Annotated in this window: 15 protein-coding genes; 6 read left to right on the forward strand and 9 right to left on the reverse strand. The window is 42.4% G+C overall.

Going from position 1 to position 16,755, the window contains the following annotated elements; all coding sequences use genetic code 11:
• Positions 1–133: 133 nt before the first annotated feature.
• From nagA to nagB, 3 genes are read right to left on the reverse strand one after another with little or no spacing between them, the layout of a single operon-like run.
• Positions 134–1,297: an N-acetylglucosamine-6-phosphate deacetylase gene (nagA, locus tag KDW99_RS12945; RefSeq protein WP_255825302.1), complete on the reverse strand. Its 1,164-nt coding sequence runs from the start codon at positions 1,295–1,297 to the stop codon at positions 134–136.
• On the reverse strand, positions 1,294–2,175 hold the full coding sequence (locus KDW99_RS12950) for a BadF/BadG/BcrA/BcrD ATPase family protein (protein WP_255825303.1): 882 nt from the start codon (positions 2,173–2,175) through the stop codon (positions 1,294–1,296). The genes nagA and KDW99_RS12950 overlap by 4 nt, the downstream gene beginning before the upstream one ends.
• Entirely contained in the window at positions 2,172–2,972 is an 801-nt protein-coding gene (gene nagB, locus KDW99_RS12955) for a glucosamine-6-phosphate deaminase (protein WP_255825304.1), read from the reverse strand. Before nagB ends, KDW99_RS12950 begins: the two co-directional genes overlap by 4 nt.
• A 217-nt stretch (positions 2,973–3,189) precedes the next feature.
• On the opposite strand from nagB, the gene KDW99_RS12960 reads away from it, so the two are divergent.
• The 5 genes from KDW99_RS12960 (at position 3,190) to KDW99_RS12980 (ending at position 8,391) form a co-directional block, all read left to right on the forward strand.
• Positions 3,190–4,485: an ABC transporter substrate-binding protein gene (locus tag KDW99_RS12960; protein WP_255825305.1), complete on the forward strand. Its 1,296-nt coding sequence runs from the start codon at positions 3,190–3,192 to the stop codon at positions 4,483–4,485.
• A gap of 125 nt (positions 4,486–4,610) precedes the next feature.
• Entirely contained in the window at positions 4,611–5,546 is a 936-nt protein-coding gene (locus KDW99_RS12965; RefSeq protein WP_255825306.1) for a carbohydrate ABC transporter permease, read from the forward strand.
• A 10-nt stretch (positions 5,547–5,556) separates the two neighbouring features.
• The gene (locus KDW99_RS12970) at positions 5,557–6,420 is read left to right on the forward strand and encodes a carbohydrate ABC transporter permease (RefSeq protein ID WP_114412447.1); all 864 of its coding nucleotides are present in this window, start codon (positions 5,557–5,559) and stop codon (positions 6,418–6,420) included.
• Positions 6,421–6,454: 34 nt separating this feature from the next.
• Entirely contained in the window at positions 6,455–7,570 is a 1,116-nt protein-coding gene (locus KDW99_RS12975; protein WP_255825307.1) for an ABC transporter ATP-binding protein, read from the forward strand.
• Positions 7,571–7,635: 65 nt separating this feature from the next.
• Positions 7,636–8,391 carry a GntR family transcriptional regulator gene (locus tag KDW99_RS12980; RefSeq protein ID WP_255825308.1) on the forward strand — a complete coding sequence of 252 codons (756 nt, stop codon included), beginning with the start codon at positions 7,636–7,638 and terminating at the stop codon, positions 8,389–8,391.
• 87 nt (positions 8,392–8,478) lie between these two features.
• Here the strand turns inward: KDW99_RS12980 and KDW99_RS12985 are convergent, their stop codons facing one another.
• From KDW99_RS12985 to KDW99_RS13005, 5 genes are read right to left on the reverse strand one after another with little or no spacing between them, the layout of a single operon-like run.
• The gene (locus tag KDW99_RS12985) at positions 8,479–9,807 is read right to left on the reverse strand and encodes a DUF3422 family protein (protein WP_255825310.1); all 1,329 of its coding nucleotides are present in this window, start codon (positions 9,805–9,807) and stop codon (positions 8,479–8,481) included.
• Positions 9,808–9,840: 33 nt separating this feature from the next.
• Positions 9,841–10,767, reverse strand: a complete 927-nt coding sequence (locus KDW99_RS12990; protein ID WP_255825311.1) for a GGDEF domain-containing response regulator — start codon at positions 10,765–10,767, stop codon at positions 9,841–9,843.
• A gap of 3 nt (positions 10,768–10,770) precedes the next feature.
• Positions 10,771–13,140, reverse strand: coding sequence for an ATP-binding protein (locus tag KDW99_RS12995; RefSeq protein ID WP_255825312.1), 2,370 nt, complete (start codon positions 13,138–13,140; stop codon positions 10,771–10,773).
• A 30-nt stretch (positions 13,141–13,170) separates the two neighbouring features.
• Positions 13,171–13,956, reverse strand: coding sequence for an avidin/streptavidin family protein (locus tag KDW99_RS13000; protein WP_255825313.1), 786 nt, complete (start codon positions 13,954–13,956; stop codon positions 13,171–13,173).
• A gap of 28 nt (positions 13,957–13,984) precedes the next feature.
• The gene (locus KDW99_RS13005; protein ID WP_255825314.1) at positions 13,985–15,208 is read right to left on the reverse strand and encodes a pepsin-like aspartic protease; all 1,224 of its coding nucleotides are present in this window, start codon (positions 15,206–15,208) and stop codon (positions 13,985–13,987) included.
• Between the two features lie 359 nt (positions 15,209–15,567).
• Between KDW99_RS13005 and KDW99_RS13010 the strand changes: the two genes are divergently transcribed.
• Positions 15,568–16,116, forward strand: coding sequence for a hypothetical protein (locus KDW99_RS13010; RefSeq protein WP_255825315.1), 549 nt, complete (start codon positions 15,568–15,570; stop codon positions 16,114–16,116).
• A gap of 23 nt (positions 16,117–16,139) precedes the next feature.
• On the opposite strand, the gene KDW99_RS13015 is transcribed toward KDW99_RS13010, so the two are convergent.
• A complete protein-coding gene (locus KDW99_RS13015) occupies positions 16,140–16,688 on the reverse strand; it encodes a lipocalin family protein (protein WP_255825316.1) in 549 nt (182 codons plus the stop codon).
• Between the last annotated feature and the right edge of the window lie 67 nt (positions 16,689–16,755).

Genomic DNA, 16,755 nt, shown 5'->3' on the forward strand with positions numbered 1-16,755 from the left:
AACTTTCAGGACGAGGATTTTATGAATAAAACAACGTATTGCAGAGTTAATAATTTTAGACTTCTTTCTAGCTTGTACCGCCATACTATAGAGATTAACTTTGGATAGATAGCTTTTTACAACTTATTTTAAATTACCCCCACACCTTCTGCCCATCAATCCATGTTGATGTGACAAAAAAATCTTCGCTTAAACCGACAAGACTCGCTCGGTATCCCGCTTTAATACGGCCAAAAGATTGCTCTATTCCTAAAAATTCAGCAGGCCTTAAAGACGCCATTTGCAACGCCTCCGTAGGCGTTCGCCCGATTAAATGAATAGTATTACGTACGGCCGTTGCCATGTCTAAATCAGAACCTGCAAGTGTGCCGTCTTCGGTGGTCACTTTACCTTCGCTACGCAGGACTTTTTTTCCTAAAAATGGCATTTCTTGCTCATCAGATCCTACACTCTGAATCGCGTCAGTCACCAACAGCATGTGATCGCAACCTTTCGCGGCAATCGCGACTCTCATACTCGCAGGATGAACATGATGGCCATCGGCGATTAATCCGCACCAGGTAGGCTTATCCGTTTGCAATGCTGCACCAACCACACCAGGCTCACGGCTAATTAAAGGCGTCATAGCATTAAACAAATGGGTGAAACCACGAGCACCATCCATCACAGCTTGCCTTGCTTGATCATAATTCGCAGCAGAGTGGCCAATGCAAACAATAACGCCTTCGGCAACAAGCCATTCAATAAAGCCTTCTGGCACTTGCTCTGGCGCTAATGTCACCATAAGTTTTCCGCTACGACTTACTTCCAATAAAGCGGACAATTTGCCTTCTGTCGGCTTGCGCAATTTCGACTCATTATGAACACCTTTGCGGATAGGATTGAGATAAGGACCTTCATAGTGCAGACCTAAAATACCCGCCATGTTTTGCTTAAGAGCTTGGCAAACCGCTTGATGCGCTTGCGACATGATTTCGTAATCATCGGAAATTAATGTCGGCATCATGGCCACAGTGCCAAATTGAGCATGCACAGCCACCATGCGCTCTAATGCCTCAAGAGTCGGCGTATGGTTAAACAAGGCGCCACCGCCACCATTGACATGCACATCAATAAACCCTGGCGCCAGAATATCAACCACGTCTGTATTTTCAGTGGATTGCTCAACAGCTAAATCAGCAACAGATGTAATAGAGTCAATCACTTGCCCTTTAAAGGTCACCTTTTGATTCGTGAGCCAGTTCTCACCATCGAACAAACGCTTGGCAAACAAGGTTGTTAACTTATGTTCCATCATATTGCTTTCCTTCCTATTTGAGCTTTAGCCATCAAAATGGCACCCGCCATAGCGTCACCCTTTGGCTGACAAAAGTAAGGCGAGAAACGCTCTGGCAAATATTCTAAAATGGCCTCTGAGACGCCGCCAACTAAAACGACCTTCCGAGCACCTTTAGCTATCAAAGCGTCTAGGTATTGACTCACCCACTCCACTTGTTGCTGGATAATTTTCAGGGCAATTGGGTCTTTTTGCTGGGCAAACTGAAATACCTGAACTGCAAACGCACCGTACTCTTTTGGCAAGGGAGCTCTGTTTTGATACAAGACATATTCCTCTGCCGATAAAGAGAACTCAGCATTAATGCTGTCGGTAAAAGGTGTCGATGGAGAAATGCCATCCAAGGCTGCTAGTGAATACTCTAAAGCAGCAAGACCAATACGCGCCCCACTACCTTGGTCCGATAAGGGAAAACCCCAGCCACCAACAATATTGAATCGTTCATTTTGATAAACAACCCCACAGCTGCCTGTGCCCAATATCAATAACGCGCCATCTTCGCCATTAAAGGCCCCCAAACAAGCCGCATGCGCATCGGTCAATAAGTAACGCTGCCCAAACGGTGATTTTTGAGCAATCACCAACTCTTGCTCCAATGGCTGGTTGGCACCCGCTAAGCCTAAACCTAAGGTAATTTTTGCATAAACTTCGGGAGAAATATTGCCTTGATGGCACGCTTCAAGACAGGCGTTGATAATATTCTGCCAAGCCGCCTCAATACCAATTCTTGGATTACCAGAGCCACCGACGGCTTCACCTAAAACATTGCCATCACCATCAACCAAGCGGGCGCGGCAAAAAGTACCGCCGCCGTCCACACCAATATATAAACCGCTCATGCCAAACTTCCCTCGTGCAATTGTTGACGTTTTTGTTCACACCATTGGTAATATTCTTTTAACATTAACAAGCTAGCGGCTTCTTCATCTAACACTATGGTTGCCGCTTCATGCAGTTGCAGTGCTGACGCTGGACACATGGCAGAAAGCGGGCCTTCAATCATGGCTTTAACCGACTCTGCTTTCGCCTTACCAGTGGCCATTAACAGTACCGACCTGCTTTCTAAAATAGTACCAATTCCCATGGTTAGCGCTAAATGCGGCTGATACTCGTCTTCTTCAAAAAAACGTTTATTCGCAACAACGGTAGACTCTGACAAGGTTTTAATACGTGTTCGTGAAGCAAAACTGGAAGTAGGTTCATTAAAACCAATATGACCATTTAAGCCAATGCCTAAAATCTGCAAATCAATACCACCCGCTTGCTGGATACTCACTTCATAATCTTGCGCACTTTTCTTTAAGGTGTCTGCATTTTGGCTCTCGGCCAATGGAACATATGTGTTCGTTGCGACAATATCAATCGATTCAAACAGGTGTTGATTCATAAAGGTGCGATAGCTCTGCTGATGAGAATCGGCAATACCAATATATTCATCCAAATTAAAGCTGATGGTTTGACGGAACGATACTTGCTTGGATTGATAACGTGCCACCAACTCTTTGTACAAAGCAATGGGCGTAGACCCAGTCGCCAACCCTAAAACAGGATTCGTTTTGGTATTAATCACATCAACGACACGATCAGCCGCGAACAAGGCCACATCATGAGCGGATGGGAGAATGATGACTTGCATAAGAACCCTCTTTTTCAGCCATAAAAACAAACCAATATAAGACCAATTAAAACGCAAGATCAAATTATTTTCCACAATTCTGTCATATTTATTTGCCTGAACGAATAATTGGTGCTAATTTTTAAAAAAATAAATACCTAAAAGATACCAATAAGACTTTAGAGACTAATAAAAAAGCAACCACATCACAATTGGAAAACACAATCGGAGAGTACTCATGTTAAATGTTCGTTCCGCTTTACTTCACAAAAAACCGGAAGCAAAAACGGTTACAAAGCTCACTTGCCTAGCGGCGATACTGCTTAGCAGTACTGGTATCGCGCAAGCGGCAGATGGTTTATCTATTGAAAGTTGGCGTAGTGACGATGCTAACATCTGGTCAGATGTTATTATTCCAGCCTTCAACAAAAGTCACCCAGACACAAAAGTAAACTTCGCACCAACCCCTCCAACTGAATACAACTCGGCACTGCAGGCAAAGTTAAAAGCGGGTTCCGCTGGTGATTTAATCACTTGCCGTCCATTCGATACCGCTCTCGACCTTTATAAAGATGGTTACCTAGCCAACTTAAATGATCTAAAAGGCCTCAAACAATTCTCCGATGTAGCGAAAAGTGCTTGGGTAACAGATGATGGTAAAGACCAATTCTGTATGCCTGTTGCGTCTGTTATTCACGGCTTTATTTACAATAAAGAAATATTTAAAGAACTGAATTTATCTATTCCTAAAACACGCGATGAATTTTTTAATACTCTGGATACCATCAAATCAGAAAGCCGTTACATACCACTAGCCATGGGGACTGCAGACCAATGGGAAGCCGCCACAATGGGATTCCAGAACATTGGCCCGAACTATTGGGAAGGCGAAAAAGGTCGTAAGGCACTCTTAACAGGCGAAGAAAAGTTAACTGACAAAGCCTATGTGGACACTTGGAAAGAACTGGCCGAGTGGAAACCGTATCTGGGCAGAGGTTTTGAAGCGCAAAAATATTCTGATTCACAAAACCTATTTACTTTAGGTCGGGCAGCCATTTACCCAGCGGGCTCTTGGGACATTCAGACATTTAACAATCAGGCGGATTTTGAATTTGGCGCCTTCCCACCACCTGTGGCGAAATCAGGAGACACTTGTTACATAAGTGATCATACCGATATGGGGATTGGCATTAATGCGAACTCGACTAATAAAGAAGCCGCTAAAGTCTTCTTAAATTGGATGGCTAGCAAAGAATTCGCCACGCTTTATGCCAATGCGGTTCCAGGGTTCTTCCCATTGTCTAATCACCAAATCGACATCAAAGATCCTGTTGCACAAGAGTTTATGAGCTGGCGTCAGCAGTGCAAATCGACCATTCGTAACTCTTATCAAATCCTATCTCGTGGTACGCCAAATTTAGAGAACCAACTATGGAACGTTAGTGCTCAGGTTATCAATGGCACCATGACACCAGAAGAAGCCGCCAAAGAAACACAGGACGGTTTGGAGCAATGGTACAAACCTCAGCAATAAGTTAAACCCAACCCTGATCCTCTCCCATTGAAAATAAGGGGAGAGGATCATAACTCGCCTGCTCCTCCCCCTGCTAAGGGGGAGGCTGGGAGGGGGTTAAGATTAATAACAATTTGAGATGAACTATGACGCCATCCAACCAACATGACGAAAAGAAGCCTTTCCCATGGCACTTGGTGTTTTTCCTTGGGCCAGGATTACTGATTTACGTTGTTTTCAGTGTTTACCCCTTACTCGATACACTCGTATTAAGCCTGTACAACGAGCAACAAGGACAAAGTAGCTTTGTTGGCCTGCAAAACTTTATCACCTTGATAACGGACGACACTTGGTCACAAGCTTTCTGGAATGCACTCGGCAATAACTTTAAATTTTTTGCGATTCATATGCTTGTACAAAACCCGATCGGTCTGCTTCTGGCAGTGTTATTAAGCGCACCAAAATTACGTCTCTCTGGCACTTATCGAACGCTCATTTTTATGCCGACTATGTTATCTGTGGTTATCATTGGGTTTGTTTGGCAGTTGTTATTAAGCCCTATCTGGGGAATTTCAGAAGACTTTCTTTATAACATTGGCCTTGGCCAATACTTCGATGCCTGGCTTGGCAAAGAAGGCAGCGCGCTAATTACTTTGGCCTTTATCTCCGTCTGGCAGTTTGTCGGTATTCCGATGATGTTGATCTACGCCACTTTGTTGAATATTCCTGACGATATTGTCGATGCCAGCGTGGTAGATGGTGCTAATTCATTCCAGACTTTTTGGCACATTAAATTGCCATTGATTTTACCGACCATCGCTATGGTGTCGATTTTGACTTTTGTGGCGAACTTTAATGCTTTTGAATTGATATACGCCGTGAAAGGCGCTCTTGCTGGCCCTAACTTCTCAACGGATTTAATGGGGACCTTCTTCTACCGAACCTTCTTTGGCTTCCAGCTACAACAAGGCAGCGCTTCCATGGGTGCCGCGGTGGCTACTCTGATGTTCTTAATCATTTTGGTGGGCGTTATGTTGTTCCTATTCTTTATTCAACGTCGCATTCAGCGATTCCAATTTTAAGGAGGCTATGATGAAACTATTAGATCGGCTTATGCCCTCCTCTGGAATAAGACAAGTCCCAAAAAGCGTCACGATACATGCCGTGTTATTGGCCTACACCGTAATTGCCCTTTTCCCAATTATTGTTGTTGTGATCAATGCTTTTAAAGAACGTCGCGCTATTTTCCGCGACCCACTCGGCTTGCCAGACAGTGACTCCTTTACCTTGGTGGGCTTCCAACAAGTGCTATTGAGGTCTGACTTCGGTTTGTATTCGTGGAACAGCTTAGTTGTTACTATTTTGGCGGTTGGCTTAGTACTTTTACTGGGTGCTATGGCGGCTTGGGCACTGACGGAATACAAATTCAAAGGCAACTTGCTGATTACCTTTTTGTTTGCCATGGGCATCATGATTCCCATTCGTTTGGGCACGGTAAGTATCTTAAGCCTGATGGTTAGCTTGGACCTTGTGAATACGCTTACTGCTCTGGTGTTGGTTTACATAGCCCAAGGCTTGCCGCTTGCTGTGTACATTTTGTCAGAGTTTGTACGCACTATTCCGAAGGAACTTACCGAAGCTGCCCGTTGCGATTCCGTTAGCGAATATAAGATTTTCTTTTGTGTCATTTTGCCGCTACTAAAGCCCGCGATGGCAACCGTGGCTGTATTTACCATGATTCCGATTTGGAACGATTTATGGTTCCCGCTGATACTCGCTCCAGGTGAAGAAACTCGCACTATTACACTTGGCGTACAGCAATTTGTGGGGCAATACGTCACGGACTGGAACTCCGTATTATCCGCCTTAACCTTGGCGATCGTTCCTGTACTGATTCTATACACCATTTTTTCAAGACAATTGATCCGCGGCTTAACCAGCGGAGCGGTCAAATAATAGTTTATATCTTTGACCGTTGGAGGTTTATTTCATGGCTAGTGTAAAACTGAACAATATTAAAAAACGCTTTGGGGATGTGGATGTACTGCATGGCATTGACCTCGATATCAAAGACGGTGAATTTGTCGTTTTGATCGGCGAGTCTGGTTGCGGAAAATCTACCTTATTACGTTTACTGTCTGGATTAGAAGACATCACCGAAGGCGACTTATATATCGATGAAGAACGCGTTAATGGGCGCTCGCCAGCCAAACGTGGTATTGCAATGGTGTTCCAATCTTATGCCTTGTATCCACATATGAATGTGTTCAAAAACATGGCGTTTGGCTTAAAAATCTCAGGGAAAGACAAACACTTTGTAAACAACAAGGTAATGGAAGCCGCAAAAAAGCTAAAGATTGATCATCTACTGGAACGATTACCTCGAGAGCTGTCAGGTGGCCAGCGCCAGCGTGTCGCCATAGGCCGCGCCATTGTACGAGACCCGAAAGTCTTCTTATTTGATGAACCTTTATCTAACTTAGACGCTTCCTTACGGGTTCAAACACGTGTCGAACTTGGCAAACTTCATCAGGAACTAAAAGCCACCGTAGTGTATGTGACTCATGACCAAGTAGAAGCCATGACATTAGGTGATAAAATCGTCGTCATGAACAAGGGTCGTGTAGAACAAGTCGGAGCACCTTTGGACTTATATCACCACCCAAAAACACAATTTGTTGCCGCTTTTATTGGTTCGCCAAAGATGAACTTTTTAACCGCAAAAATCAGTCAACCTGACCCAGAGAACACGCAACTTGTGCTAGAATCCGGCCGCGCCATTCAGGCTGGCATTGATACGTCATCGCTAAACAAAGGCGACATAGTGCAACTTGGATTACGACCAGAACATATTGCGCTCGAATGCGAACACAATACCGTTGAAGGCACAGTTACTTTGATAGAACACCTTGGCGAACTGTCCTATTTGTATGTCGATATCGGTCAGGAAGGCGAAATGGTGCTTAAAGTAGATGGCGATAATCAACACCAAGCAGGCGACAAAATCACCTTTGGCATTCAACCTAATCGACTGTATTTATTTGATCACCAAGGTAACGCCTTAACGAGGGTCAACGCCCATACGTCTGCGGCTATCCCCTTTTAACGCCGGAATACTTAGCCCTTAGCAATAACAAGTACGGGAACCCCTTCCCGTTCAGGACACTAACTATGAACCAAAATCGCGTTAATGAGTTATTTGGTGCTGCCGATGCATTGAGAGAAAAAGGCATTCCTCTCTATATGCAGGTAAAAAAAGCTATTTTAGCGTCTATTTCTGCAGGTCGAGTGCTTGGCGGTGATACCCTTCCGCCTGAGCGTGATCTGGCTAAGTATCTTGACGTTTCACGCGTCACAGTGCGCCGCGCCATTGACGAGCTGGTAAAGGAAGACGTATTGACGCAACGCCAAGGCGCAGGAACCTTTGTCAGCGAGCGGGTTGAGCAACCACTCAACCACTTGCGTAGTTTTACCGAAGTCATGAAAGCTCGCGGCAAAGCCATTACATCAAAATGGCTGGATCGTTCTTTAGGAATGCCCCATGAAGATGAATGCAAAGCACTAAAATTATCTGCAGAACAAGAGGTAGTGCGTTTTTATCGTTTGCGTTACGCCGACGGCAAGCCCATGGCACTTGAGCTAGCAACGATTCCAAGCAATTACATTCTTAACCCTTTTGCGATGGAAGGGTCTCTGTACGATTTATTAGAGCAACAAGGCTGCCGCCCAGTTCGCGCATTCCAACGCCTTCGTGCCATTAGCATTGACGAACAGCGAGCCCAATTGCTCGATATCCCAGAACTTAGCGCTGTGCTTTACATTGAACGTACCGCCGTCACACAAAATGGTACACCCATTGAGTTTACGCGCTCATGGTTCCCTGGGGATTCCTATGATTTCGTGGCAGAAATTCATAACACAATATAATCAATATTTATCCATTAGAACGCAGGAAGGCTTCCTACGCTAAAGTAGAAAGCCTTTTTTCTAGGGTTTGGTTTATCAAAAAGCCTGCTATTTTTCTTCTTTTGCTTTAGCTAACAACAAAAACCGCTTATGGATTTTTCGTGTCGCAAACCACACACTGCCAACCACAAGAGGCACTGACAAACCAATTACTAGGCTTTTATCAAAACTCACACCCTTGTCATATACCGCTTCAATCAAGAACTTTAGCAGACCCACACTGTAGTAACTTATTGCAGCGACTGACAGACCTTCAACCGTATGTTGCATAGCAAGCTGAATCTTTGAGCGACGATCCATAGAGGTAAGCAGTTGTTGATTCTGCGATTGAATCGACATTTCTACTTGGGTGCGCATCATGTCTGACACTCTGTCGATTCGTGTCGAAAGACTTTCCAAATGATTACCAGCCGTATTACAAGTCCTCACGGCTGGCGTTAAGCGACGAGTCATAAATTCGGTAATGGTTAAATGACCAGATACTTCGTCTTCTTTTAACTCATTCAAGCGTTTTAAAACTAATTCGTGATACGCCCTTGTGGCACTGAATCGAAAAGACGTTTTAGAACGAGTCGCTTCAACCCAAGCAGCCATATCGATTAGCTCACTCAACAACGCTTGTTCATCAAGTGGCTCTGTTGCATCTGACAAGCTGGCGGTGGTTTGCGCTAATTCTTCGTCCATCGCAACCAGTTCGGCGTTGTACTTACGAGCCATGGGCAAAGCCAATAACGCCATCAGACGATAGGTTTCTATTTCGACTACGCGCTGAACCATACGGCCTAACTGACTATCACTCATGCGTTTGTTATAAATCAAAAAACGGCCACAACCATCGCTGTGTAGTTGAAAGGTCGTCCACACCTGAGCATCGCCATTATGAGGGCGACTACCAACCAGACGCATGCCTTCAAAATGACTTTTAACGAGCGCCAAATCTGGTTCAGGAATGGTTCTAGCATCTTCAACAGCCACGTGAAAAGCGGCAATGGTAATGCCAGGCATACTTGATAACCATTCAATGGGTAAATTAGCCAAGGCATTTTGATCAAAAATACCGAATACTGAATCAGCATTAGTACAGATAATCATGTAAGAGATGAACTCAAGGTGCTTATCACGGCGAACCGTGAAAGGACCAAAATCTACCTCAAAACACACACTGTCTTTTTCTGGTGGTGCACCATTAAAATGATTATACAGTGAACAAAAATGTTCGAACTCTGCTTGTTTTTGGTCTGGCCTAACGATAACCGCGAGATAGCTTATACGGGCTGGGCTGGGTAAGACCTGAAATGGGCGCGAATGCAACTCCGCATACAAAACATCTCTCAACGGATGCATTTCTAACCCGTATGAGTTATTAACCTTGTTCATTACAAACCTTCTATAAGAGTGAATTAAACAACATCACTCAACAACTTCATTTAGGTTACTCGGTAAACTCCATAATATTTTATTTTTACCGCTTTTTTTAGCCAATCCAAGCATATCATCAGCCGCATTAAAAAAGTCTTCACTATGGCAGTTTTCACTGGGTAATTGAGTAGTGCCACCCACACTGACCGTTACTCTACCGTTAAAGTCTTCATGGCTGTAAGCTAAATTTAAAGCCTCGACGCCCTGCATACATCGCTTAGCAACATCAAGTGACTCTTCTTTTGAATGGTCAGGTAGCAAGATTACGAACTCTTCACCGCCATATCTTGCCACCAGTCCTTGATCTAAAACTTGGTTAGCCAGCACTGAAGCGACTTGCTGAAGTACCTTGTCGCCTGTGGCATGTCCGTAACAGTCATTATATTGTTTGAAATTATCGATATCGATGACCAATAAAGATATACATGATTGATTCTCAATAGCGTTTTGCCATTCTTGTTGAATGACTTCCTGGTATTTACGACGATTAGCCAGTGATGTTAATGGATCAATATTCGCGAGTTTTTCCAGCATCTTACGCTGTTTCACAAGCTGTAAATGAAGGCGCACTCGAGCCAGTACAATATTGGTATGTAGTGGTTTCTGGATGTAGTCATTGGCGCCCATTAACAAGGCTTTTTCTTCATTGCTTGAGTCATTTAAAGCCGTAATGAAGATGACGGGGATAGCACTGGTTCGTACATCATGGCGAAGGCGACTCATGGTTTCAAAGCCATCCATTTCAGGCATCATGACATCAAGTAAAATCAGATCTGGCTGGTACTCTATGGCTTTTCTAACACCCTGCTCACCGCTTTTCGCAAGCATGACGATGACATCATCACTCAGCATATCGCTGATTATTTTCAGGTTTATTTTTTCGTCATCAATGACTAAAACACGTTGTACTTCTGTCATAGTCTAATCGCCTTGAAGCTCTAAAATAAGCCGAGATGCTTTAGCAAAAGCAATCTCAAACTCAATGTTTTTCACATCATAAATTAAGTTTTCAATATCTAGAGCATACTTGGTTCCTCTAACCATTTTACGTAGCAAGCTGAAATGATTTTCTACAAAAAAATCTGATTTTTCTAACAAAGGGACAATCGTTTTTAATTTATCAACGAGAACTCCTTCTTCAAAATTAATTTCCACTTCACTTGCATTAATTAATGAGGAATAAGAGGTTAAAATTACTTCTAATTTTCTAACGAGAGTCTTCACTTCTTCTACTAGTGAACTAATATTTTCAATACTAGGAGAACTACAATTAATATTCTCTTCTAATTTTGAACAATAACTTGATAGCTCAAAAGCACCTATATAAGCAGAATTAGACTTTAATGAATGAATGGCTCCGACTAGATTGTCCGCCTCCAATTCGTAAAAAGAAAAGTCCCTATAGCGATTATAAAAAGACAATACCAAATCAAGATAAAGACTCTTTTTATCATCTAAACTCGAGATCGCCTTACTCGTATCTAACATATCTATTGAAGACAACTTAGACAACACCTCTAAAAGTAATGAACCTTGCTCGTGAGCTAAGATCCCATTCATTTCTAAGGGATTATATTGATTATTCTTGCCTAGGTGTTTTTGTAAAATTTTGTATAAACCGGTTTTATTTATTGGCTTATCTAAATGTGCATTCATTCCAGCTTTTGCAGACTGCTTTTTTGCCTCTTCAGAGACATGTGCCGTCATGGCAATAATTGGGACATCGCCATAAACAGAAGACTGCCTGATATTTCGTGAAGCCGTTAATCCATCCATTATTGGCATTTGAATATCCATCAAAACCAAGTCGTACTTTTTACTTTCTAATCGACTTATCGCTTCTTTACCGTTTTCAACAACATCAACATTGATCAAAGTATCCGCTAAATACCCTAAAACAACCTTTTGATTAATCAGATTATCTTCTGCCAACAGCACGTAATATTTTGATAAATCAGGAGTACGTTCAATCTTTTCATTTTTTTCTATTTGCTCTTTACTATATTGTAAGTTTTCATTTGAAATACCAAGTTCCAATGCAACATTTAGAGGAAGAGTAAAACTAAAGGTAGAACCTTGCCCTAGCTCACTATTCACCCAAATATCTCCGCCCATCAGTTCACATAACTGACGAGATATCGTTAGACCTAATCCAGTTCCTCCGAACTGGCGAGTCACACTGTCATCGGCCTGCTGAAAAGATTGAAATAGCTGGCCTAAATACGCCTTTGATATACCTATTCCAGTATCAATAACATCACACCTAAGCACGACATCGCAGCCAGCCTTTTCTTCTGTATACAGACGAACACAAATCCCACCGCGCTCGGTAAATTTGACAGCATTGGTTACCAGATTAACCAATATTTGCTGTATACGCAGAGGGTCTCCTAAAAGCATATGTGGTAAGGAAGGAGAAATATCGACCGTCACCGTCAATTTTTTTTCTTCTGCTTTGATAGCATTCATATTAATGGCGTGTTGAACAACCACTTTGGGGGAAAAAGACACCTCTTCTATGCCCATTTTTCCTGCTTCAATCTTCGAAAAATCCAATACATCATTAACGAGGCTAAGTAGGCTTTCCGCAGACGTTAAAATAGTATTGATATAGTCTTTTTGCTCATGACTTAATGACGTTTTTAAACTTAGGTGGCTTAATCCAATGACAGCATTAATTGGGGTACGTATTTCATGGCTCATACGAGCCACAAATGAAGATTTAGCGTCCAAAGCATCTTCTACTGTTCGTTTAGCATCTTCTAGTTCTTTCGTTCGTTCTTGGACCTTACGATCTAGATCTTGATTGATAGATTCTAAAGCGGCACTGTATTCAAGAAGCTTTTCATTGGCTTGCAAAGCCATATTTTCAGCGTCTTTAATTTTAGTGATATCACGACTTACGCCACAAACAAAAATCGGTTCTCCAGCAGAATTAAATATAGGCACAAACAAAGTATCAAAATAGATACGACTGCCATCACCACAAACACCAGGCTGTTCAATAGAGATCGGCTTACGACCTTTTATAACGTTTTCATAGGTCTCGAAAACCTGCTCTGCCATCTCATCGCCAAACTGCACCCTCAGATTAAGACGGTGAATTTCAGCGCCCTTTTCAAGCCCCATAACAGTCTTAGATGCTGGGTTATTATCATATAAGGAAAACTCACCGTCTTTTTCCACCGCCATAATAAACATTAAATCAGCGGAGTAACGCCACATTTCGAGAAAACAATCAATGATGGTTTGGTCATGTTCTTGTTGATTAAAAGCGTTACTGATGTTCATTTGTTTTCCCTCACAATATGCCACACCCAACTAGGGCTGTTTGGATAGTCGCCAATTCATCGAGCTCGCCTGAAAAAAAGAATCATCTGTGGTGGTAGAATTAGCAAGCCACCTAGATAGCACTAGAGCACGAGTATCTTGACTAATACGGCCAACAAGTGAAATAGGTTGACCATGAACCATCATATATCCACTTAAACTGACACTTTGTAATGTATTGTTATTCTGCCTAGGCAAAGTATCAGTGAAGCCACAAATTTTAACTCGCTCATTGCTATAACTTAGCCAGCCTTCAACAAAGCCATATCGCTGATTCTGCAAGGACACAGTTAACTGGATTTTTTGTTCTGAATCCTGCCAAATCCCATTAATAGGATTCGCCACCTCGACTTTTTGCTGTGTAATGCTTTTCACCTTATCGACAGCAAATGTAGAGGAGGAAGAAGACCGCTTAGTGAAAATCAGCTTATCTATGTAATCACCAGGTTCAAAACCTTGGTATTGAGTTGTCGTAACCAAGGAATTCATCACTGTCATTTGACCATTGAAGTCTAGCTGGCCACAGTAAGTCGATACCCAATGTGAACCATCATCGGGCTCTTCATCACCAGTTGAACGCCAATAAATAGACAGCACTAATGGTTGCGAAGCATCTTGAACTGGATTGATCTGTCGACAATAGCCAACAACGATATAGGTCCCAGTTGATCCTGTATGTGAACCATATTCCCCTAAAATAAAGCCGTCGTTATTCACCTCTAATGTCATAGTGGATCCATAACTATTTTCCCAAGTACCGTTTAAAATTAAAGACATACTTTTATTTCCTAAGTTGTTAGAAAAATCAGTCAACAGCAAAAATTCGTGCTGGCTGCTTTTGAAGGGTTGTGATGACTTTTGGGCCCGAGGTTTTATTAAAAATCCACATTCCCACAGGTAAAAGGTTTGGCTTTCCATCAATGTATTCGATCGAATATTCATACAGGGTATACAGATAATCCATCATGACAGACCCTACTAGAGCGATATAATCTCCACCTTCAAGCGGCTGAAACTGAGTAACAAGCTTACCTTTATCTTTTCCTTCTTCGATCAAAACATTGTACATATCTGAAGTGACCACCAATTTCCCCACCTCTCCAGAATCGGTTTGGCCAATTTCAATAACAAGATCCTCTTTTGTTTGAGAGGCAATGCTATAAAGGGCATTCATCAAAGCGACATCCCCCTTAAATGCTGAAGAACCAGAGTCTAAAGCAAAAAAATAAGTCGCTTCAGGAAGAGTTGCTGAAGGAATTAATTGTTTCTGACCAATAGAAAGTGCACCTATCTTACTGGTCCACAGATACGGAGCAGCGTATTTATCCCAAGGTAAAAATAAATATTCTCTACTATTGCGATAATCCTCATTAAGCAGGCCAAATTGAACCTGCCCTCTCCCATCATGGCTACTCGTCAAAAAGCCAACATATGGACACTGGGGACTAACAATTCCTTGCTGAATCAAACTTTGGAAGAAGTGGAAAGATACGGCTTCAGCTTGACTAGAAAAAGACTGGTAACGATAAGACGAACAATGAAGCGAATCAGATGCTTCTGTCGTGCTAGGAATACCAATGCCACCATCCCAATCAAGCTCTTGAAACTGAGTTCCTTCATAAGATTGCGCCAAATATACATCTGAGGATATAGATACCGGACCAATGCAAGATTGCCTTAAAGAATCAGGCGTTAATGTAAATGTGTCTTTACCAGTTTTTACCTCCATATTTCCCCAAGGACCAAAATCGACGCCAATTGTCCGAGGGTTGAGCAATGAGAAGCTAGAAGATAGTTGATAGAGAAACTGTTTATCGCCGTAGTGATGACACGTATTCGACTCACAGAAGCTAGAAGTAACCCATATAAAGTTACTTCCAGTATCAAAAGAAAACTTCAATGCTTGCGCAGGCGTACCAACTCCCACATAAGCATACCAGGGTGACGCACCATTATTTTGAAAAGGCCCTCTATCAAGAGAAACCTTAATACCTTTCCCTATACTTTTTACTGATGACAATTTATCCATACATCCTCCATAAAAACACAGTGTATACTTAAGGAAGGTGAGAATAAGTCTACTAAGCCTCTGTCTTTCAGAGAAATCGTCAAATAAGGCGCGACTCGGAAGAAATGTAGGTACCTTTCAAGGAGTCGCAACGACATGTGGCGTTTTCTCTGAAAGACCCGCAGGGCATGGTCTAAAAGCTTGTATTCTTTGTTGAGCACCTTGAAAATAGAACCACTATTCATATTCGCTACTCGCCTCGAATAACAAGTTTTTATCCACATGCTGAGGCAAGAGGACTTGTTCGCACCTTCCTTAGGCGTAATGACGATTAACATACACAACATATGTGACGAAGAACAAACAGGATTAGCAACCTCATGAGCATTTTGCCTATTAAATACAGTGTGCTTTTATTAATGTGCTCTTTTGTCAATCTAGCACATGGCAATGACTTAATAGCCTTTGGTAAAGAGTGTTTGGCAAAAGAAGAGCGTTTAGGTAAAGCCCAAAATAGATTAGACGCCCTGTCTCTTCGTTCAGAAAGAACGCAGAAAAAAAATAGCCAAGCGACACGTTATCTAGACCGCTATCAAATGCAGAAGGAACAACTTGAAACCTCAATGACAGAGTGTGCAGAAACCACGCCAAATAGCGCTTACTGTCATCAAGTTATGCAAAGATATAATGAATTAACTTACCTGATTCAGCGTGAGAAAGCTGACTCAATAGAGAATGATTTTGGTGGTAACGACGCAACCATCGACTACGAAATAACAAGAAACAATTTCAATCAACGCCATGATGATTTCCTAGCCTTATGCCGCGACTCGAATATGCACTATGCGCTTATTCAAAACCCTGCGGCATACGCTGAAGTTTGCTCAACCCCACAAGCAAAAGAATCCATCACATGCTCTCTTTTCTAAAAAGAGAGCATGTGAGCAAAGAATTAGCTGGCTGGAACATTCCCCCTCTGAACTACATTCACCAACTTATCCATCGGGAAGCCCAAAGCTTCCGCTTTGGCTAGCAATCGACGCTTAACGGCTTCTGGCATAGTTGGCGTACGTGACAACAACCAGAAATAATCACGGCTTGGGCCAGAAATCATGGCGTATTGATAATTATCTTTATCTAACTCGAAAATTACATAGGCACCATAAAACGGCCCAAAGAAAGAAACTTTTAAATGGCCAACATTAGATGAATTGACAAAATAAGCACGACCTTCGGCTTCACGCCATTTTTTTTCTTCCGCTGAATAGCCACGATTCAATACAGATACACCACCATCGTCCCGCATAGAATAGGTCGCCGTCACCTCTGACAAACCTTCTTCAAAAGCATGATCTTGGCGGACGATTTCATACCAAGTCCCCAAATAACGTTTAACTTGGAACTCGGTCACAGGGTCAATATTTTTAGGCGCACTGGTACAACCCATTAATAAAGCGCAGCCTGCAAGCAAAATCGTCTTTATCCCATTCGTTATTTTCATCTAAGTATCCTTTATAAAAAACGGTACATGTAAAGCATCATAAAAATGTCACACTTTTATCGCAGTC

Origin of the sequence: Marinomonas rhizomae, assembly GCF_024397855.1 — a bacterium.
Lineage (GTDB): Bacteria > Pseudomonadota > Gammaproteobacteria > Pseudomonadales > Marinomonadaceae > Marinomonas > Marinomonas rhizomae_A.